Source organism: Collinsella sp. 1033st1_E11_1033SCRN_220408, assembly GCF_039062465.1.
Lineage (GTDB): Bacteria > Actinomycetota > Coriobacteriia > Coriobacteriales > Atopobiaceae > Parolsenella.
The window spans coordinates 76265-92493 of sequence record NZ_JBCLNF010000002.1; the positions used below are offsets into that span (position 1 = coordinate 76265).

The 16229-nt window shown below is 63.6% G+C and carries 13 protein-coding genes; 6 read left to right on the forward strand and 7 right to left on the reverse strand.

Features of this window, described 5'->3' with window-relative positions; all coding sequences use genetic code 11:
* Positions 1-138: 138 nt before the first annotated feature.
* On the forward strand, positions 139-1578 hold the full coding sequence (gene asnS, locus ABCN07_RS02250; RefSeq protein WP_293814451.1) for an asparagine--tRNA ligase: 1440 nt from the start codon (positions 139-141) through the stop codon (positions 1576-1578).
* 328 nt (positions 1579-1906) lie between these two features.
* Here asnS and ABCN07_RS02255 read toward each other — a convergent pair whose 3' ends face one another.
* The 6 genes from ABCN07_RS02255 to ABCN07_RS02280 all read right to left on the reverse strand — a co-directional run bounded on the left by ABCN07_RS02255 (position 1907) and on the right by ABCN07_RS02280 (position 8438).
* The gene (locus ABCN07_RS02255; RefSeq protein WP_343005224.1) at positions 1907-2209 is read right to left on the reverse strand and encodes a hypothetical protein; all 303 of its coding nucleotides are present in this window, start codon (positions 2207-2209) and stop codon (positions 1907-1909) included.
* Between the two features lie 213 nt (positions 2210-2422).
* Entirely contained in the window at positions 2423-4078 is a 1656-nt protein-coding gene (locus ABCN07_RS02260; RefSeq protein ID WP_343005225.1) for a galactoside ABC transporter permease, read from the reverse strand.
* A 19-nt stretch (positions 4079-4097) separates the two neighbouring features.
* On the reverse strand, positions 4098-5606 hold the full coding sequence (locus ABCN07_RS02265) for a sugar ABC transporter ATP-binding protein (protein WP_293837085.1): 1509 nt from the start codon (positions 5604-5606) through the stop codon (positions 4098-4100).
* Between the two features lie 123 nt (positions 5607-5729).
* On the reverse strand, positions 5730-7016 hold the full coding sequence (locus ABCN07_RS02270; protein WP_330029766.1) for a substrate-binding domain-containing protein: 1287 nt from the start codon (positions 7014-7016) through the stop codon (positions 5730-5732).
* A gap of 236 nt (positions 7017-7252) precedes the next feature.
* Complete coding sequence (locus tag ABCN07_RS02275) at positions 7253-7387, reverse strand: hypothetical protein (protein WP_343005226.1); 135 nt, start codon at positions 7385-7387, stop codon at positions 7253-7255.
* A gap of 10 nt (positions 7388-7397) precedes the next feature.
* Positions 7398-8438: a LacI family DNA-binding transcriptional regulator gene (locus ABCN07_RS02280; RefSeq protein ID WP_343005413.1), complete on the reverse strand. Its 1041-nt coding sequence runs from the start codon at positions 8436-8438 to the stop codon at positions 7398-7400.
* Positions 8439-8669: 231 nt separating this feature from the next.
* Between ABCN07_RS02280 and ABCN07_RS02285 the strand changes: the two genes are divergently transcribed.
* From ABCN07_RS02285 to ABCN07_RS02295, 3 genes are read left to right on the forward strand one after another with little or no spacing between them, the layout of a single operon-like run.
* A complete protein-coding gene (locus tag ABCN07_RS02285; RefSeq protein WP_343005227.1) occupies positions 8670-9743 on the forward strand; it encodes an aldose epimerase family protein in 1074 nt (357 codons plus the stop codon).
* Positions 9744-9779: 36 nt separating this feature from the next.
* The gene (locus ABCN07_RS02290; protein ID WP_343005228.1) at positions 9780-10988 is read left to right on the forward strand and encodes a galactokinase family protein; all 1209 of its coding nucleotides are present in this window, start codon (positions 9780-9782) and stop codon (positions 10986-10988) included.
* Positions 10979-12577, forward strand: coding sequence for a UDP-glucose--hexose-1-phosphate uridylyltransferase (locus ABCN07_RS02295; RefSeq protein WP_343005229.1), 1599 nt, complete (start codon positions 10979-10981; stop codon positions 12575-12577). Before ABCN07_RS02290 ends, ABCN07_RS02295 begins: the two co-directional genes overlap by 10 nt.
* A 163-nt stretch (positions 12578-12740) precedes the next feature.
* On the opposite strand, the gene ABCN07_RS02300 is transcribed toward ABCN07_RS02295, so the two are convergent.
* A complete protein-coding gene (locus ABCN07_RS02300) occupies positions 12741-13820 on the reverse strand; it encodes a hypothetical protein (RefSeq protein WP_343005230.1) in 1080 nt (359 codons plus the stop codon).
* Between the two features lie 372 nt (positions 13821-14192).
* On the opposite strand from ABCN07_RS02300, the gene ABCN07_RS02305 reads away from it, so the two are divergent.
* Together ABCN07_RS02305 and ABCN07_RS02310 are read left to right on the forward strand one after the other, a co-directional pair.
* Positions 14193-14786 (forward strand): ATP-dependent Clp protease proteolytic subunit, encoded by a 594-nt coding sequence (locus ABCN07_RS02305; RefSeq protein WP_343005231.1) that lies wholly within the window; start codon positions 14193-14195, stop codon positions 14784-14786.
* Between the two features lie 11 nt (positions 14787-14797).
* Positions 14798-16195: a type IV secretory system conjugative DNA transfer family protein gene (locus ABCN07_RS02310; RefSeq protein ID WP_343005232.1), complete on the forward strand. Its 1398-nt coding sequence runs from the start codon at positions 14798-14800 to the stop codon at positions 16193-16195.
* Positions 16196-16229 lie beyond the last annotated feature (34 nt).

A 16229-nucleotide genomic window follows, 5' to 3' on the forward strand; every position in this document is an offset into this window, starting at 1 on the left:
CCACCTCGGCCAAAACGCTGCGGACGCCCCGTGCGTCGGCCCGTGCCGGCCCGCGCCCCGCCGAACAATTGCCGTACCCTGCTATCATCTTCTCTCGGAATGGGCGCTCGCTCGAGCGAGCTCAATAAGGGAGAGAACATGAATCGCACCAAGATTGTCGAGCTCTATCGCAACATGGAGCAGCTTGACGGCAAGACCGTCACCGTCGCCGGCTGGACCAAGTCCGTCCGCGACATGAAGAACTTCGGCTTCGTCACGCTCAACGACGGCAGCTGCTTCAAGGACCTCCAGGTCGTCATGAACCGCGAAGCCCTCGCCAACTATGACGAGATCTCGCGTTGTTCCGGCTACACAGCCCTCGTCTGCACGGGCACCGTCAAGCTCACGCCCGAGGCGCAGCAGCCCTTCGAGCTCACCGCGGAGACCATCACCGTCGAAGGCGCCTGCGCCGCGGATTACCCGCTTCAGAAGAAGCGCGCCACGGTCGAGTTCCTTCGCACCCAGCAGCACCTCCGCCCGCGCACGAACCTCTTCCGCGCCGTGTTCCGCGTCCGCTCCGTGGCTGCCGCGGCCATTCACAGCTTCTTCCAGGGAAGAGACTTCGTCTACGTCAACACCCCGCTCATCACCACGAGCGACTGCGAGGGCGCGGGCGAGATGTTCCGCGTCACCACGCTTGACCCGAAGAACCCGCCGCTCGTGACCGAGGAGCAGGCTGCTGCCAGCAACGGCGAGCTTGTCGCCGGCGATGTCGACTGGAGCCAGGACTTCTTCGGCAAGCACGCGAGCCTCACCGTCTCCGGCCAGCTCAACGCCGAGAACTTCGCCATGGCCTTTGGTGACGTCTACACCTTTGGCCCCACCTTCCGCGCCGAGAACTCCAACACGACGCGCCACGCGGCCGAGTTCTGGATGGTCGAGCCCGAGATGGCCTTCGCAGACCTCAACGACTACATGGACAACGCCGAGGCCATGCTCAAGTACGTCCTCACCACCGTCATGGAGACTTGCCCGGACGAGCTCGCCATGCTCAACAAGTTCGTCGACAAGGGCCTGCTCGACCGCCTGCACCACGTCGCGACGAGTGACTTCGCGCGCGTCACCTACACCGAGGCCGTCGAGATCCTCGAGAAGGCCGTCGCCGATGGCCACAAGTTCGACTATCCCGTCAGCTGGGGTATCGACCTCCAGACCGAGCACGAGCGCTTCCTCACCGAGGAGCACTTCAAGCGCCCGACCTTCGTGACCGACTATCCGGCGGAGATCAAGGCCTTCTACATGCGCATGAACGACGACGGCAAGACCGTCGCCGCGGCGGATTGCCTGGTTCCCGGCATTGGCGAGATCATCGGCGGCTCCCAGCGCGAGGAGCGCCTCGACCTGCTCGAGCAGCGCATCGCCGATCTTGGCATGAACCCCGAGCAGTACAAGTACTACCTCGACCTTCGCCGCTATGGCTCTTGCAAGCACGCCGGCTATGGCCTGGGTTTCGAGCGCCTCGTCATGTACCTGACGGGCGTGAGCAACATCCGCGACGTCATCCCGCACCCGCGCACGGTCGGCAACGCCGAGTTCTAGGCCGAGACCAGCGCGCAAGTGGCCACTCGAGCCACGCCTGTCCATATCGCATTGACGCACAAGCAAAGGACGGGTCGCTCCCAGCGGAGCGGCCCGTCCTCTTATCTCAGGCAAGCGCACGCAAGGCACCCGCAGGCGCATGCAACATGCACGGCCACTTGCAAGCGCGCACCCGAAAGCCGTCAAATACCCGCTCCGCCCGTCAGCGCTCGCGCAGCACCCACCCCAAAACGCAAAAGCGCCCGTGCTGGGAGGTTGCACGGACGCGCATGTAGCAACTGGCCTCAAGCGACGCCAGGAAGGGGAGCATGGCTCAGGCCAGGTGACGCTAACAACTACCGAGAGCGGCGAGTCCCATGTCGAGGAGCAACGCCGCATGCTGAGGCTGATACTCATCCGAAGTGATGGTAACAACCTTCTTAGCGCCCGCCTCTTCAAACGCCGCCTTCGCGAAATCAACCGCGGGAGACAGCATAATCACGTCAGCATCATCCACGTGATCTACGGCCTCGCCGACTGGCATCGACTTGACGTCGATATCAAGGTTGCGCCCCTCGACGAGCGCACGCATCTTGGCGGCAATGACGCTCGAGGTAACGCTAAGAGTGCAGCACAGAACGATCTTCTTCATGACCATGCCTTCCGTCTCTGAGGCGGGAACACGATTCACATGCCATGCGAGGTCGATAGGGCGCGCTTCCGCATGATCCGTACAAACGCAACAAGGCGCGCCTTGCCCGCTCGTCCTACGTATCGCACAAGGACGACTTCCACTCGCGGGCCAAGCGAAGCAAAAGGGGTGGCTCCCGCCCGCAAGCCATTCGAGCGGGAGCCGAGGGGGGGACTACTTCTTCTGGACGTACTTGAGGCAGTCGAGCGTGACGGCGGTGAGGATGATGATGCCGGAGAACACGAACTGCAGGTTGGTGTCGATGCCCAGAATGGTGAGGGAGTAGGTAAGCGCGGTGAAGATCAGCACGCCGACCGTGACGCCCGAAATCTTGCCGATGCCGCCAGTGAAGGAGACGCCGCCGACCACGCAGGCCGCGATGGCGTCCATGTCCCAACCCTGACCATAAGCGGCGGAGCCAGAACCGACCATGCGCATGCACTCGAGCCAGTCGCCGAAGCCGTAGAGGATGCCGGCGAGCACGAAGGCACCGATGGTGACGCCGAAGACGGAGATGCCGGAGACGGCAGCGGCCTCGGGGTTGCCACCCACGGCGTAGAGGTTCTTGCCGAACGTCGTCTTGTTCCAGATGAACCAAACGATCGCGACGGCGATGGCGGCCCAGAGAATGATCGTCGGGAAGCCGTTGACCTTCGGGATGAAGATGCCCGGGATGGCACCCTCAATGGCACCGAAGGAAACACCCTTGGTGGCATAGGTCACGAGGCCAAAGATGATGAGCATGTTGGCCATCGTGGAGATGAACGGGTGCATCTTGAAGCGCGCCGTGAAGAAGCCGGCGATGGTCGTGAAGATCGTCGTCAGGCAAATGCAGACGACGAGGGCCAGAAGCGCACGCGGAACGAGGGGGACCGAGGTGAAGTCGAAGACGACACCAAAGACCGAACCCGTGTTGATGCCCTGGTGCATGATGATCGTCGAGGCGGTCATACCCATACCGACCATACGACCAATCGACAGGTCAGTGCCCGTAAGCAGGATCAGGCCGGCGACGCCAAGAGCGTAGAACATGCGCGGCGAGGCCTGCTGCAGGATGTTGAGGACGTTCTGGTAGGTGAGCAGCTGCGTGCCCTTGACGATCGGGGCGGCGATGCACAGACCGATGAACACGAGAAGAATGACGATGTACAGGCCGTTCTTCAGGAAGAAGTTGCGCGTGTTGAACGTGTAGAGGTAGTTCTCGCGCTTCTGGGCCTGCTTCTCGGCAAAGGTGAACTTGCCCATGCGCAGCATGTCGATGAGGTGGTACTCATAGGCGAAGGCCTCGTGCTGGCGGTCCTTGATCTGCTGCAGCTCGGTGCTATAGGTCACCTTAGCGTCGAACTGACGGTTCTTGTAGATGTAGTTCTCCTCCTTGACCTCCCTGGAATCAGAGAGACCTGCGAGGGTCTGCTTGTGCTCCTCGGCGAGGTCGGCGAGCGCCTTCTCGTACTTGGCCTTGGCCTCGACCTTCTGCGCGGCGCAGCTGGCCTTGACGGGCTCGTAGTACTCGGAGTCGAAGTGCTGCTTGAGATATGCCTCGGCGTCGGCGATGAGCTTGTCGACCTCGGGCTTGTTGGCGGCCTCGACCTTCTTGGCCTTCTCCATCTCGGCCTTGTACTCGGCGATGGCCTCGTCGCGCTCGGCCTTGGTGAGGACGCGATCGGACTTGGTGACGTCGATGCTGGTCTGGAGGGCGACGACCTTCGTCGTGCCCTCGGCACGGAGCTCGTCGACCTTGCTCTGGATAGTGCTTACATACTCATCGATCGGCTGGATGAGTTTTGCCTCATCATCGATCGAGAGAATCTTTCCGCTGGGTGCGGCCATATGATCAGACTCCCTCCTGTTACAGGTACTTGGCGCTCAGGCGCAGAAGCTCTTCCTGGTTGGTCTCGGACGTGTTCACGATGCCGGAAAGTCGGCCGTTGGACATGACGCCGATGCGGTTGGTAATGCCGAGAATCTCGGGCATCTCAGAAGAGACCACGATGATCGTCTTGCCCTGCTTGGCCATCTTGATGATCAGCTCGTAAATCTCGTACTTCGCACCAACGTCGATGCCGCGCGTGGGCTCGTCCATCATGAAGACCTGTGGCCCGCGCTCGAGCCACTTGCCGAAGATGACCTTCTGCTGGTTGCCGCCCGAAAGCGACGAGATGAGGTCGTCGGGGCCCATGCACTTGGTGTTCATCGTCTTGATCTCTTTGGCGGTCGCACGGACCATCTTGTCCGTCGAGAGCGCAACACCGCTCTTGTACTGGTTGAGATTGGCGATGGTGGTGTTGAACGTCAGGTCGCCCTTGAGGAACAGGCCGTTGGCCTTACGCTCCTCGGTGATGAGGGCAAAACCGTGTTCCATGGCGTCACGCGCGTTGTTGAAGTTCATAAGGCGATCGCGGAAATAGACGCGACCGGCAGCACGCGTACGCACGCCAAAAATCGTTTCGAGCAACTCGGTTCGGCCGGCGCCCACCAGACCATACAGGCCAAAGATCTCGCCCTTGCGAACATCGAAGGTGATGTCCTGCAGGTGCGGCTCGAACTTGGTGGACAGGTGCTGGATCGAGAGAATCGGCTCGCCGGGCTCGTTGTCGACCGGCGGGAAGCGGTTCTCGAGCGAGCGGCCGACCATGGCCGAGATAAGCTCGTTCATATTCGTGTCTGAGGTGTGCTTCGTCATGACGAGGTTGCCGTCACGGAGCACGGAGATGTCATCGCAGATCTCGAAGATCTCGTCCATCTTGTGGGAGATATAGACGAGCGCAATGCCCTGGCTTTTAAGCATGCGCATCATCTGGAAGAGCTTCTCGACCTCCTGGGCCATCAGCGACGAGGTGGGCTCGTCGAGCACGATGACCTTGGCGTTATACGAGATTGCCTTCGCGATCTCACACATCTGGCGCTGCGAGACACTCATGTTCTTCATCGGCTGGGTGAGGTTGACCGTCATGCCGAGACGACGGAACAGGTCCGAGGCCTCCTTCTTCATGCGGGCCTCATCGATGATGCCGGCGCCGTTGACGGGATAGCGACCCAGGAACAGGTTGTCTACCACGTTGCGCTCGAGGCACTGGTTGAGCTCCTGGTGGACCATGGCCACGCCGTTCTCGAGCGCGTCCTTAGGACCGGAGAAGCTCACCTCCCTGCCGTCGAGGATGATGTCACCCTCGTCCTTCTGGTAAGTGCCAAACAGGCACTTCATCATGGTGGATTTGCCTGCGCCGTTCTCGCCCATGAGCCCCATCACGGTGCCGCGACGCACATTGAGGTTGATGTGATCGAGGACCCTGTTACGGCCGAACGACTTGCTCATCCCTTTGATTTGCAGGACGTAGTCCTCTTGCTCATCCGCCATTTGATCACCCCTCTTTACCCCTAGAAATTGATAACGTACTCATCCCTTACCGGGAAAAGGCCGGGAAGAGGACCTACCCCTCCCCGGCCCGGTGCCAACGTTAAAGCTGGACGATAGCTAGACCTACGCCAGGAGCGAGGTGTAGGAGGAGCCGTTGTCGGTCTTCACCATGTTGATGGCGAAGGCGTCGTACTCACCCGGGTTGCCGAGACGGTTCGTGATGTTGGACTCGGTCTGGCCGTCGCCGCCGATGTAGTCAACCTTGAGGTTGAGGAGCTTGTCGTACTTCTGGAGGAGCGGCTGGTAGGTGGCGGACAGGAAGTTGTCGGCCGCGTTGTAGATGTCGAGCCAGACCTTCTTCTCCGGGCTCTTGGAGGAGTCAAGCTGGGCCTGGGCGCCGTCATACAGAGCGGTGGCATCGGCGAACTTGTCGGCGTTCTCGGCGGTGACGGCGAGGTTCATCGCGTAGTAGGAGCGATCCTCCTCGCTGTACTTGTAGTCATCCTCGGCAAGGACGTTGCCGGCGTCGTCGGCCTTGGAGATGCCCGTGTTGATGTCAACGCCGTCAAGGGAGTTGCGGAGCAGACGGAGGGTCAGGTAAGCCTGGACGGCCGGGTTCTGGGAGATGGTGCCGGCGTAGCCCTCGGCGATGGCGGCGACAGCGTCAGAGTTGGCGTCGTAGCCGAAGGTCGGGACCTTGTTCTCCTTGGACCAGGCGTTGAACATGGCCATGCCCATGCCGTCGTTGTTGGAGACGATGACGTCGATCTGGTCACCGAAGGAGGTGGCCCAGCTGCCCAGGGCGTTGCCAGCGGTGGCAGCATCCCAGGTGGCGCCGGCGGAGTTCTTCATCTCCTGCGAGGCGAGCTCGCGGACGATGTACTTCTTGCCGTTGACCTCGAGCTCGCCGTCCTTGACGACGGTAGCGGAGCCGTCAACGTTGGTGCCGGCAGCCTCGGAGACGATGGCGCCGTTCTGCTCGACAGCAGTGCCGAGGGCCTTGCGGCAACCACGGGTACGGGCGATGGAGTCGTTGTGGCCCACATCACCGATGGCGAGGACATAGCCGATGACGCCGTCGCCGTTGCGGTCGATGGTGTCGATGTGCTCCTTGATGTAGTCAACGACCATCTGGCCCTCGAGCTCGCCGCCCTGGTTGGCGTCGAAGCCGACGTAGTAGGTGTTGGCGTTCCAGTTGAGCGTGGTCATGTCGAGCTCACCGGTGGAGCTGTTGGACGGCTGGCGGTTGAAGAAAACGACCGGCTTGTCCTTGTTGGCGACATCTCCGCCAGCAGCGGCCGTGGTGGCGGCGCTGTTGTCAGAGCCGCCGCAGCCAACGAGGCTGCCAGCAGCGACGGTGGTCAGGCCAAGACCACAGACCTGGAGGAACTTACGACGAGACATTGCCATAACGATCTCCCTTTCCTTTTTAGCGCGCGATTCGCGCGCCTTTTGACGTTTGGCGGGAATTCTCCCGCTCCGGACTCAAGAGTAACGCATTGGAAATAAAAGTTGACCACTCCTGAGTCGCCATTTCATGTGAGTACGTTAACATTCTCGCCGAGCGCACAACTCAGCGAGGCTCGAATTGTTGCCGAACGGTCGATTTTTGCGCCGCGAGTGGCAACGCGCGCGCAGGCAGGTCCTTAGTTTTCAGCTTTGGGACCCTCGCCAAAGGCCGCCTCGTCAACACGTGCGAGCTCTTCCGCATTCCACGCCTCCCCATCGAGGGCCTTGAGGTTCTCGAGGACCTGCTCGGGACGCGAGGCGCCTGATGACACGATGTCTACACTATGCCCTCGCTCGGGCAACGGAGCCTCGCTCGATAAGCTTGCCGGGAATGCGCACGGCAACGACCTGGTTGTTTGCCGGATCCTCCGGCACGGCATGCTCGAAGGCGGTGCGCCCACGTTCGCTCATGTCGAAGCGCACGGTGGTAAGCTGGCAGTTGGGCACATAGTCCACGAGCGAGTCATCGACGCCGACGACGCTCACGTCCTCCGGAACGCGCAGCCCATGATCGCGCAGGGCACAGATGACGCCATTTGCCATCTGGTCGTTCGCGGCGAAGACCGCCGTGAAGTCATGGTCATGCTCGAGCATTTGGCATGCCGCCTCATAGCCACTATTCGCAGACCAGTCTCCACGCATGGGCTCGACTACGGCGAGTCCCCTCTCCTGGAGGGCGTCCCTCCAACCAGCCTGGCGAAAAACCTCGTCCACGGAGAACTCGGGGCCGGCAACATAGCGAATCTCGCGGTGACCATACGAGAAGAGATGCTCCATGAGCGTGAGGGCGCAACGATACTGGTCGGAGTCGACCGTCGTACAGCGCGGGTGCGCATACATAGAGACGATCACCGAAGGAAGGCCCGCAAGCGGCGTGAACTCCTCGAAGTCTGGCGCGAGACGGCTCATGCCAAAGATGACGCCATCGACAGGCAGCGCGGACATCGCGCGCGTGGCCTCTTCGAGGCTAAAGTTCTGGTTCTTGCTGATCTCCATAAGCGTGACGGCGTAACCGCGATCTCGCGCGGCGGCGGTGATTCCGTCGAGCATAGAGAGGTTGCCGAACTCCGTGATGTCGTTCACGCAGAAGCCAACGGAATGGTACCTGCCGTCCCTGAGCGAGCGACCCGCATAGCTCACACGGAAGCCGAGCTGGTCCATGGCCTCCTGAACGCGCTTGCGCGTCTTCTCGCTGACATTGGGCATATTGTTCGCCACGCGAGAAACCGTCTGCTGCGATACGCCCGCGAGGCGCGCCACATCAACCATCGAGACGGTGCGCCCAGCCGCCACCGCCTTGGTCCCGTTGTCTTCACTGCGCATCACGCCGCTCGCCTCCCGGTCCCGCCAGATTCGTTGGGCAATGGCCGACCCGCCCCAGACACAGGGCGGACAAGCCCCCACGCCGCTCACAGGGCAATTATGGCCGATTGCGGGAATGGGGTCTGGTTCGGCAAATTCCTTATGAGTACGTTAACATTATTCAAGTGAAGTGTCCCGATTACTCGCCGAACGGCAGTCAGGACACGTAAATGCGAGTGCGAGAGGCGCATCATGGCAAACATCGAGTTCCTTGGGAAAGCCCCGGACGGCACCCCCGTGAGTTCATATGAGCTCTCCTGCGATGGCGTCACCGCCCGCGTCATGGACTTCGGGGCAACCCTCCTCTCCCTCAGCGCGCCCAACAGGGACGGCGCGGCGGAGGATATCGTCCTCGGGTTCGACAGGCTCGGCGGCTACTTCGACAACCCCGCCTGCTACGGCGCGACCGTAGGCCCCTCCGCCAATCGCACGGACCTCGGCCAGGTCACCATTGGCGAGGCCACGTACCAGATGCCCAAGAACGACGGTCCGGACTCCCGCAACAACCTCCACACCGATCTTGCGGACGGCCTGCACAAGCGCGTCTGGAACGCCGAGCCCGCGGAGGATGATTCCTCCGTCACCTTCTCCATAACGCTCGCAGACGGCGACTACGGTCTTCCCGGTAACCGATGGATCACCGCGACATACGCGCTTGCCCCCTCGCCCGAGGGCGGCGTGACGCTCACCCTGCACTATAGGTGTGAGTCTGACGCCCCCACGTTTGTGAACATGACCAACCACACCTATTGGAACCTCGCCGGCCACGCCTCCGGCCTCGTCTTGAACCAGCTGGTCAGCGTGAACGCCAGCCATTACCTGCCCCTTCGCTCCGACAACGTCTCTCTGGGCGAGGTCGCCGATGTCGCCGACACCCCGTTTGACTTCAGGCAGGCCAAGGAGCTCGGCCGCGACATCGAACTCGAGGACGAGCAGCTCGCCCAGGGTCGCGGCTATGACCACTGCCTCTGCGTCGACGGGTATGACGGCACGGACGTGCCGCGTCACGCGCTTCACGCCGAGGACCCCGCGAGCGGCCGCGTGCTCGACATCTCAATCACGACGCCGGGCGCGCACCTCTACACCGGCAACTGGCTTGATGACGCAGACGCCAAGGACGGCGCCACGTACACGCCCCGTTGCGGCTTTGCCTTCGAGCCCGAGTTCTGGCCCGACAACATGCATCACGATGACTGGGAGCACCCCGTCTGCAAGCCAGGACAGCCCTACGAGCAAACCATCGTCTATCGCTTCTCCAACAGGTAATTACCGACGCGTATGCGCCTCGAGAAAGGACCATCCATGAGCGACAGCATCTGTCCCGAGCTCCTCTCGCACCTCACCGAGCTATTCGAAGGCGCCTTCGGCCCCGTTGGCGACGGGCGCGTCCTCCATGTCCACGCACCCGGTCGCTCCGAGATTTCGGGCAACCACACGGACCACGAGGGAGGCCACGTCATCGCCGCCGCGCTCGACGTGGCGGTCGACGGCCTCGCCCGCCCCAACGGCACCAACACCGTGCGCGTCGCCTCCGAGGGCTATCCCCTCATCGAGGTCGAGCTCGACACGCTCGACGTCGCCGAGGACGAGAAGGGCACCACCGCGAGCCTCGTGCGCGGCATGGCCCACGAGGTCGCCGCGAACGGTGGTACGCCCGCGGGCTTCGACCTCGCGATGACCTGCACCGTCCCCTCGGGCGGCGGCCTCTCCAGCTCCGCTGCCGTCGAAGGCGCCTTTGGCCGCGCGATGGAAGCCCTCTGGGGCGTCACCCCCGCCGAGCCCGTTGCCCTCGCACAGATGAGCCAGCGCACCGAGAACAACTACTATGGCAAGCCCTGCGGCCTTATGGACCAGGCCGCCGTCTGCCTGGGCGGCCTCGCCTTCATGGACTTCGAGGACTCCGCCAACCCCAAGACGCAGAAGCTCGAGCTCGACTTCGAGAAGTACGGCCACGCCCTGGTGCTCGTAAAGGTCGGTGCCGATCACGCCGCCTCCACCGATGACTACGCCGCCGTCCCGGGCGAGATGCAGGCCATCGCGGCCAAGCTCGGCCACGCGCGCCTGTGCGAGGTCGATAAGGCCGGCTTCGACCGCGACGTCCCCGCCCTTCGCAAGGAGTTTGGCGATCGCGCCGTTCTCCGCTGCATCCACTATTGGTACGAGAACGACCTTGTCGACCGCCGCTGGGAGGCGCTTAAGTCCGCGGACATCGACGCGTTCCTCTCGCTGACGCGCGCAAGCGGCGCCAGCTCCGCGATGTACCTGCAGAACGTCGTAGCCGAGCTTGGCCGCGAGCAACCCGCCATGTACGCCCTCGGCCTTGCCGAGCACATCCTGGACGGCCGTGGAGCCGTGCGCATCCACGGCGGTGGCTTTGGCGGCACCATCCAGGCCTTCGTTCCGCTCGACCTCGTCGACCAGTTCATCGAGCGCATGGACTACTGGCTCGGCGCCGGTTCAAGCCGTCGCTACAAGGTCTCTGACGAGGGGGCGTTCGCGGCATGGCTGTAGAGCAGGACGCGACTCTCCGCGACGCAATCCAGGCGCTCGTGGACTACTCCGTAACCCATGGCCTCGAGCAGGCGGAGGATCGCGTGTGGTCCTACAACGCCGTGCTCGAGTGCGCCGGCGCCCAGGGTCCCGCACCCGAGGTGGACTGGGTCCTTGCCGAAGGCGCGCCCGCAGAGGACGCCACGTTCGATCTCGACGCCACCTTGGCAATCATCGCCGAGGCCGCCGTGGCCAACGGCGCGACAGACGACACGGCAAGCGGACGCGACCGCGCCGCATGCCGCGTGATGGGGCTCCTCATGCCCAAGCCCGCCGCCGTCGCCGCCGAGTTCAGGCACCTCGCCAGCAAGCAGGGGCCCAAGGCTGCCACCGGCTGGTTCTACCAGCTGTGTTGCGATGCCGGCTACGTGCGCCGCTCTGCCATAGCCCGCAACATCGAGTGGGTCACCCCCACCGACTGGGGTGGCCTTGAGATCACGATCAACCTCTCCAAGCCTGAGAAGGACCCGCGCGAGATCGCCGCCGCGGGCGCCGCCAAGAACACCGGCGAGAAGTACCCCGCCTGCCAGCTCTGCATTGAGAACGAGGGCTACGCTGGCCGCGCCGCGAGCGCCCCGGGCGGAGCACACCCCGCACGCCAGAACCTGCGTATCATCCCCATCACGCTTGGCGGCGAGCGTTGGGGCCTCCAATACTCCCCTTACGCCTACTTCAACGAGCACTGCATCGCGATGAGCTGCCACCACAGGCCGATGCACATCGACCGCACCGCGCTCTCATGCCTTCTCGATTTCGTCGACACCGTTCCGGGCTACTTCATCGGCTCCAACGCTGACCTCCCGATCGTCGGCGGCTCCATCCTGTCGCACGACCACTTCCAGGGCGGCGCCCATGAGTTCCCGATGATGCGCGCCGAAGTGGTTGGCGAGTTCACGATGGATGGATTCCCCGGCGTCGCCGGCGCCGTGCTTCGCTGGCCCCTCTCCGTGCTGCGCCTTCGCAGCGCCAGCAGGGACGAGCTCCTCGACGCCGCCACGCACGCCATCGACGCGTGGCGCGCCTGGTCCGACGAGTCCGTGGGCATCATCGCCAACGACCCCGATGGCACGCGCCACAACACCGTGACGCCCGTGGTCCGCCGCGTTGACGAGAACGGCAACGTTGGTGGCGAAGGCTATGAGGTCTACCTCGCCCTTCGTTGCAACATCACCACGGCAGAGCATCCGCTGGGCGTGTTCCACCCCCACGCGGAATACCACCACATCAAGAAGGAGAACATTGGCCTCATCGAGGTCATGGGCCTCGCCATCCTTCCGCCGCGCCTCGTTCCCGAGCTTGCGGCCGTGCGCGAACACCTGCTTGCGGGCGACGTGGCGGGCCTTTCCGTGGACGAGCTCACCGCGAGCCACGCCGAGTGGGCCGCCGACGTGTTCGCGCGTCGCGGCGATGAACTTACCCCCGAGAACGCCCTCGACATCCTGCACGAGGAGGTCGGCGTCGTCTTCGGCCACGTGCTCGAGAACGCTGGCGTCTTCAAGTGGGACGAGCAGGGCCGTGCCGCCTGCGAACGCTTCGTCGGGAGCCTGTAGCAGGGCCGCCTATCCGCAAACATAGACGCGCAGAAAGGCACCGGGCCGCTCCCAAACGGGGGCGGCCCTTTCCTTTGGGATGGATTCCCAGCTGCGGCCTCGTCAGCAGTGGCCATAGCGCCCGGCGTCGCAGCGGCCATCCCAAGCCGCGCGGCGACGCCTCCTATCCGCGAGCGCGATGACGGCGTAGGAGACTCGCGCCCGGACGGGCGGGAATCTCGATATTGAGGCCCATGAGCACGTTGATGATCCAGACGAAGAACAGCAGCACGACGACGGGTATCACGCAGTTCGTCACGATCATGACCGCGAATGCCTCGATTAGCCGTGCGACCCAACCCTTCGCCGTGTCGAGGATGCCCGTAACCCCAGAGCTCAAGGCCGTACCGGCCCCGCTGAGCGCAGATCCGATATCCTCGCCGAGTCCGCCCGCCCACGCGGCAAACGCGCCAATGGGATCGGTCGAGGCATCGGGTGCCTCGTCGGACGACGCGGACGAGGCCCCGTCATTCGACCGTGCATTGTCCGCCGCGTCGGCACTCTCAGTCATCGCGACAGCAGCCTCGGAGTCCGCAGCGCCCTCGGCGTCCATCTCGGAAGAAACGGAGGCGGCGTCATACTCGAAGGTATCCTCGATCATGTTGGAGACCTGCACGCTCGCGGGCACGACAAGCGTGAGGGCGGGCGCGAGAAGGGCGAGCTTGACCGCCGACGTACGCAGGCCCGCACGCCACGTCACATCTTCGCGCACGAGGACGTAGCCGACGCCGAGCGCGCACGCAAGCGGCACTACCACGCGACAAGCGGCGAGACCAAATATCGTTAGCATATATTTCTCGAGGTAGATGGCCCCGAGCACGATTGCGAAGTCTGCCGCGACATCCATCAGCTTGTCCGCGACGGGAATCCCCGTGTCGCCTGGGATCGCAGAGATGGCAACGGAGGCCGCCGTCGTCGTACCAACGAGTGCCGTCACCGTCTGAGCCTTGGCATCGAGTTTCTCGATGCTGCCGCGGTACGTCTCCTTCGAACCCATGGCGTCAGCCACGGGAAACGCGAAGACGAGGGCGACGATTACGAGAAGGGCGACGTAGAGGGCCTTCCTCGCAGAGGGCGAGAGCTCGCCGCCCGTACGGAGCGCGCGCGGCGCGTCGGCCGTCTCCGCCACCTCGGGCACGTTCGCGAGGCGCGTGTGCCCGCTCTGTCCGCCGAATTCGTCACGATCACGATCCTCTCGACCCATGGTCGCCTCCTCGTCGCGATGTCTTTTTGGCCCATGCTAGCACCAAAGCGCCACGCTCTTCGCGCCTTGTACCAGCACATATAGGCCGATATTTAATGTCATGAACGGGCGATAAGCTTGACCGCGAGAAACAAGCGGGATAGAATCGTCCTCCCGTTTGCCCGCCAAAGGCGAGCACCCGGACGAAGGCTCCGGGTTCACATCATTGACCCAACCGCGTTGAGCAAGGACAAGTCGGCCCCTCTGAGATGACGCGAGGTCCGCCCCAACAACCAAATACAAGGATTCTCGCCACCATGAGCGGCACGCCATGACGCATACCGCTCGAGGCCGCGCAGCCGCGCCGCCCCAGACCTCAGCAGGGAGACACCCATGGAATCCAGCTTTGCCTACAGCCCCCAGATCGTCCGCGAGACGTCGTCTGGCCTTGAGCGCTTTGACGTTCGTGACCAGATGCTCGCCAACCGCGAGCTCGAGCTCACCAGCCAGGTCGACGCAGACTCGTGCGCCGGCGTCATCCGCAACCTCTTCTTCCTCGAGCGAGAGGATCCAGACGCCCCCGTCACGCTCTACATCAACAGCCCCGGCGGCGAGGTTCAGTCGGGACTGGCGCTCTATGACGTCATGCAGGCGGTGAGCTATCCCATCCGCACCGTCTGTCTCGGCACGGCGGCAAGCATGGCCGCACTGCTGTTCATCTCGGGCGATGAACGCGAGATGCTGCCCCACAGCCGCGTCATGATCCACGACCCGCTCATCGGCGGAGGCCTCGGCGGCAGCGCCCTGTCCGTCAAGGCCCGCGCCGACGACCTCATGCGCATCCGCGACATCACGGCGGAGGTCATCTCTCGCCACACGGGCATGACGCTCGAGCAGGTCTTCGCACTCACCGCATCGGACACCTATTTCGAGGCGGAGGCCGCCGTCGACGCCGGCCTCGCCGACCGCATCATCACCTCGCTCTAGAAGGGAGCCACATGTACAACACGAACATCTCCGACAGCCTCCGCGCCAACGGCGGCATCCGCAAGGACAGCGTGGCCGGCGGCCACGACCCCCGCTCCGCCTATGCCGGCGAGCTGCTCTTCACGCGCCACCACTCCTCCAACGCAGACTCCTGGGCCTCCGGGCTCAACAACAACGTGCTGGTTCTCGGCTGCTCCGGCGGCGGCAAGACGCGCCACCACGTGAAGCCCAACCTCATGCAGTGCCAGGGCTCCTACATCGTGCTCGACGGCAAGGGCCGCCTCTGGCATGAGATGGCGCCGTTCCTCGCCCTCAACGGCTACAAGGTCGACCGCCTCGACTTCACCAGCCCCTGTAGCGACTCGATCGGCTACGATCCCCTCGCGCACGTCCGCTGGTGCCAAGGCGAGCCCGTCCAGTCGGACATCATCTCGATCGCCAGCGCGATCTGCCCCACCTCGCAGCACGAAACCGACCCCTTCTGGCCGCTCGCCGCGTCCAACTACCTCGCATGCTTCATCGCCTATGTCTTCGAGGCGATGCCCCGCGACAATCGCAACTTCTCGAGTGTCATCCGCGTCTTCGAGGCGATGTGCGACCGCAGGGAGCGGGAGCTGTTCGAGGCCCTCGAACGCGAGAAGCCCGGCAGCTACGCCGCGGCGCTCTACCGGCGCAGCAGGACCACGCAGGGCGCCGAGAAGATGCACTCGAGCATCACGGGCATCGTCGCCGCCAACCTCCTACCGCTCTCGCACAAGGGCGCTATCTGGTCATTCCAGAACCCCGAGCAGATCGACTTCGCGTCCTTCGGGCGCGAGCGCCGCGCCCTGTTCGTCACCATGGACGACCTCGACCACAGCCTGGCCGCGCTCACGAGCCTCTTCGTGAAGCAGGCCATCTCGAGCCTCTGCGACGCCGCGGACGCCAATCCGTCCGGCAGGCTGGACATGCCCGTGCGTCTCGTCCTCGACGACTTCGCGAACCTCAACCTTCCCGGCATCGACGACGCCCTCGCCGTCATCCGCAGCCGCGAGATCAGCTGCACGATCGTCTGCCAGACGGTGAGCCAGCTCGAGGCGCGCTATGGCGAAGCCAACGCAAACTCGATCATCGGCAACTGCGACCGCCAGCTCGTCACCGCCTTCCAGGACGAGAGGACCGCACGCTACTTCAGCGTTCGCGCCAACAAGCCTGCCTCGTCGCTGCTCGAAACCCCGTCTGGGCAGTGGTGGCTGTTCGAGCAAGGCCATCGCGGCGTCATGGACGAGGCCTATCACCTCGAGGAACACCCCGCCTACCAGCAGCTCACGCTCGCAAGCAACTTCGAGGTGGACGTGAGGGACGAGGATTCCTTCGAGGAAATCGACCCGTCCGAGTATGAGAAATACGGCTTCACGCCGGCGGCCTAGAGAACGGGACGGCCCCGCAAGCGAGCGCTCGCGG

What these genes read in the sequence shown, in the direction of transcription:
- asnS (WP_293814451.1), top strand. Translation starts at nt 139, where the DNA reads ATGAATCGCACCAAGATTGTCGAGCTCTATCGCAACATGGAGCAGCTT.
- ABCN07_RS02255 (WP_343005224.1), bottom strand. Translation starts at nt 2,209, where the DNA reads ATGAAGAAGATCGTTCTGTGCTGCACTCTTAGCGTTACCTCGAGCGTC.
- ABCN07_RS02260 (WP_343005225.1), bottom strand. Translation starts at nt 4,078, where the DNA reads ATGGCCGCACCCAGCGGAAAGATTCTCTCGATCGATGATGAGGCAAAA.
- ABCN07_RS02265 (WP_293837085.1), bottom strand. Translation starts at nt 5,606, where the DNA reads ATGGCGGATGAGCAAGAGGACTACGTCCTGCAAATCAAAGGGATGAGC.
- ABCN07_RS02270 (WP_330029766.1), bottom strand. Translation starts at nt 7,016, where the DNA reads ATGGCAATGTCTCGTCGTAAGTTCCTCCAGGTCTGTGGTCTTGGCCTG.
- ABCN07_RS02280 (WP_343005413.1), bottom strand. Translation starts at nt 8,438, where the DNA reads ATGCGCAGTGAAGACAACGGGACCAAGGCGGTGGCGGCTGGGCGCACC.
- ABCN07_RS02285 (WP_343005227.1), top strand. Translation starts at nt 8,670, where the DNA reads ATGGCAAACATCGAGTTCCTTGGGAAAGCCCCGGACGGCACCCCCGTG.
- ABCN07_RS02290 (WP_343005228.1), top strand. Translation starts at nt 9,780, where the DNA reads ATGAGCGACAGCATCTGTCCCGAGCTCCTCTCGCACCTCACCGAGCTA.
- ABCN07_RS02295 (WP_343005229.1), top strand. Translation starts at nt 10,979, where the DNA reads ATGGCTGTAGAGCAGGACGCGACTCTCCGCGACGCAATCCAGGCGCTC.
- ABCN07_RS02300 (WP_343005230.1), bottom strand. Translation starts at nt 13,820, where the DNA reads ATGGGTCGAGAGGATCGTGATCGTGACGAATTCGGCGGACAGAGCGGG.
- ABCN07_RS02305 (WP_343005231.1), top strand. Translation starts at nt 14,193, where the DNA reads ATGGAATCCAGCTTTGCCTACAGCCCCCAGATCGTCCGCGAGACGTCG.
- ABCN07_RS02310 (WP_343005232.1), top strand. Translation starts at nt 14,798, where the DNA reads ATGTACAACACGAACATCTCCGACAGCCTCCGCGCCAACGGCGGCATC.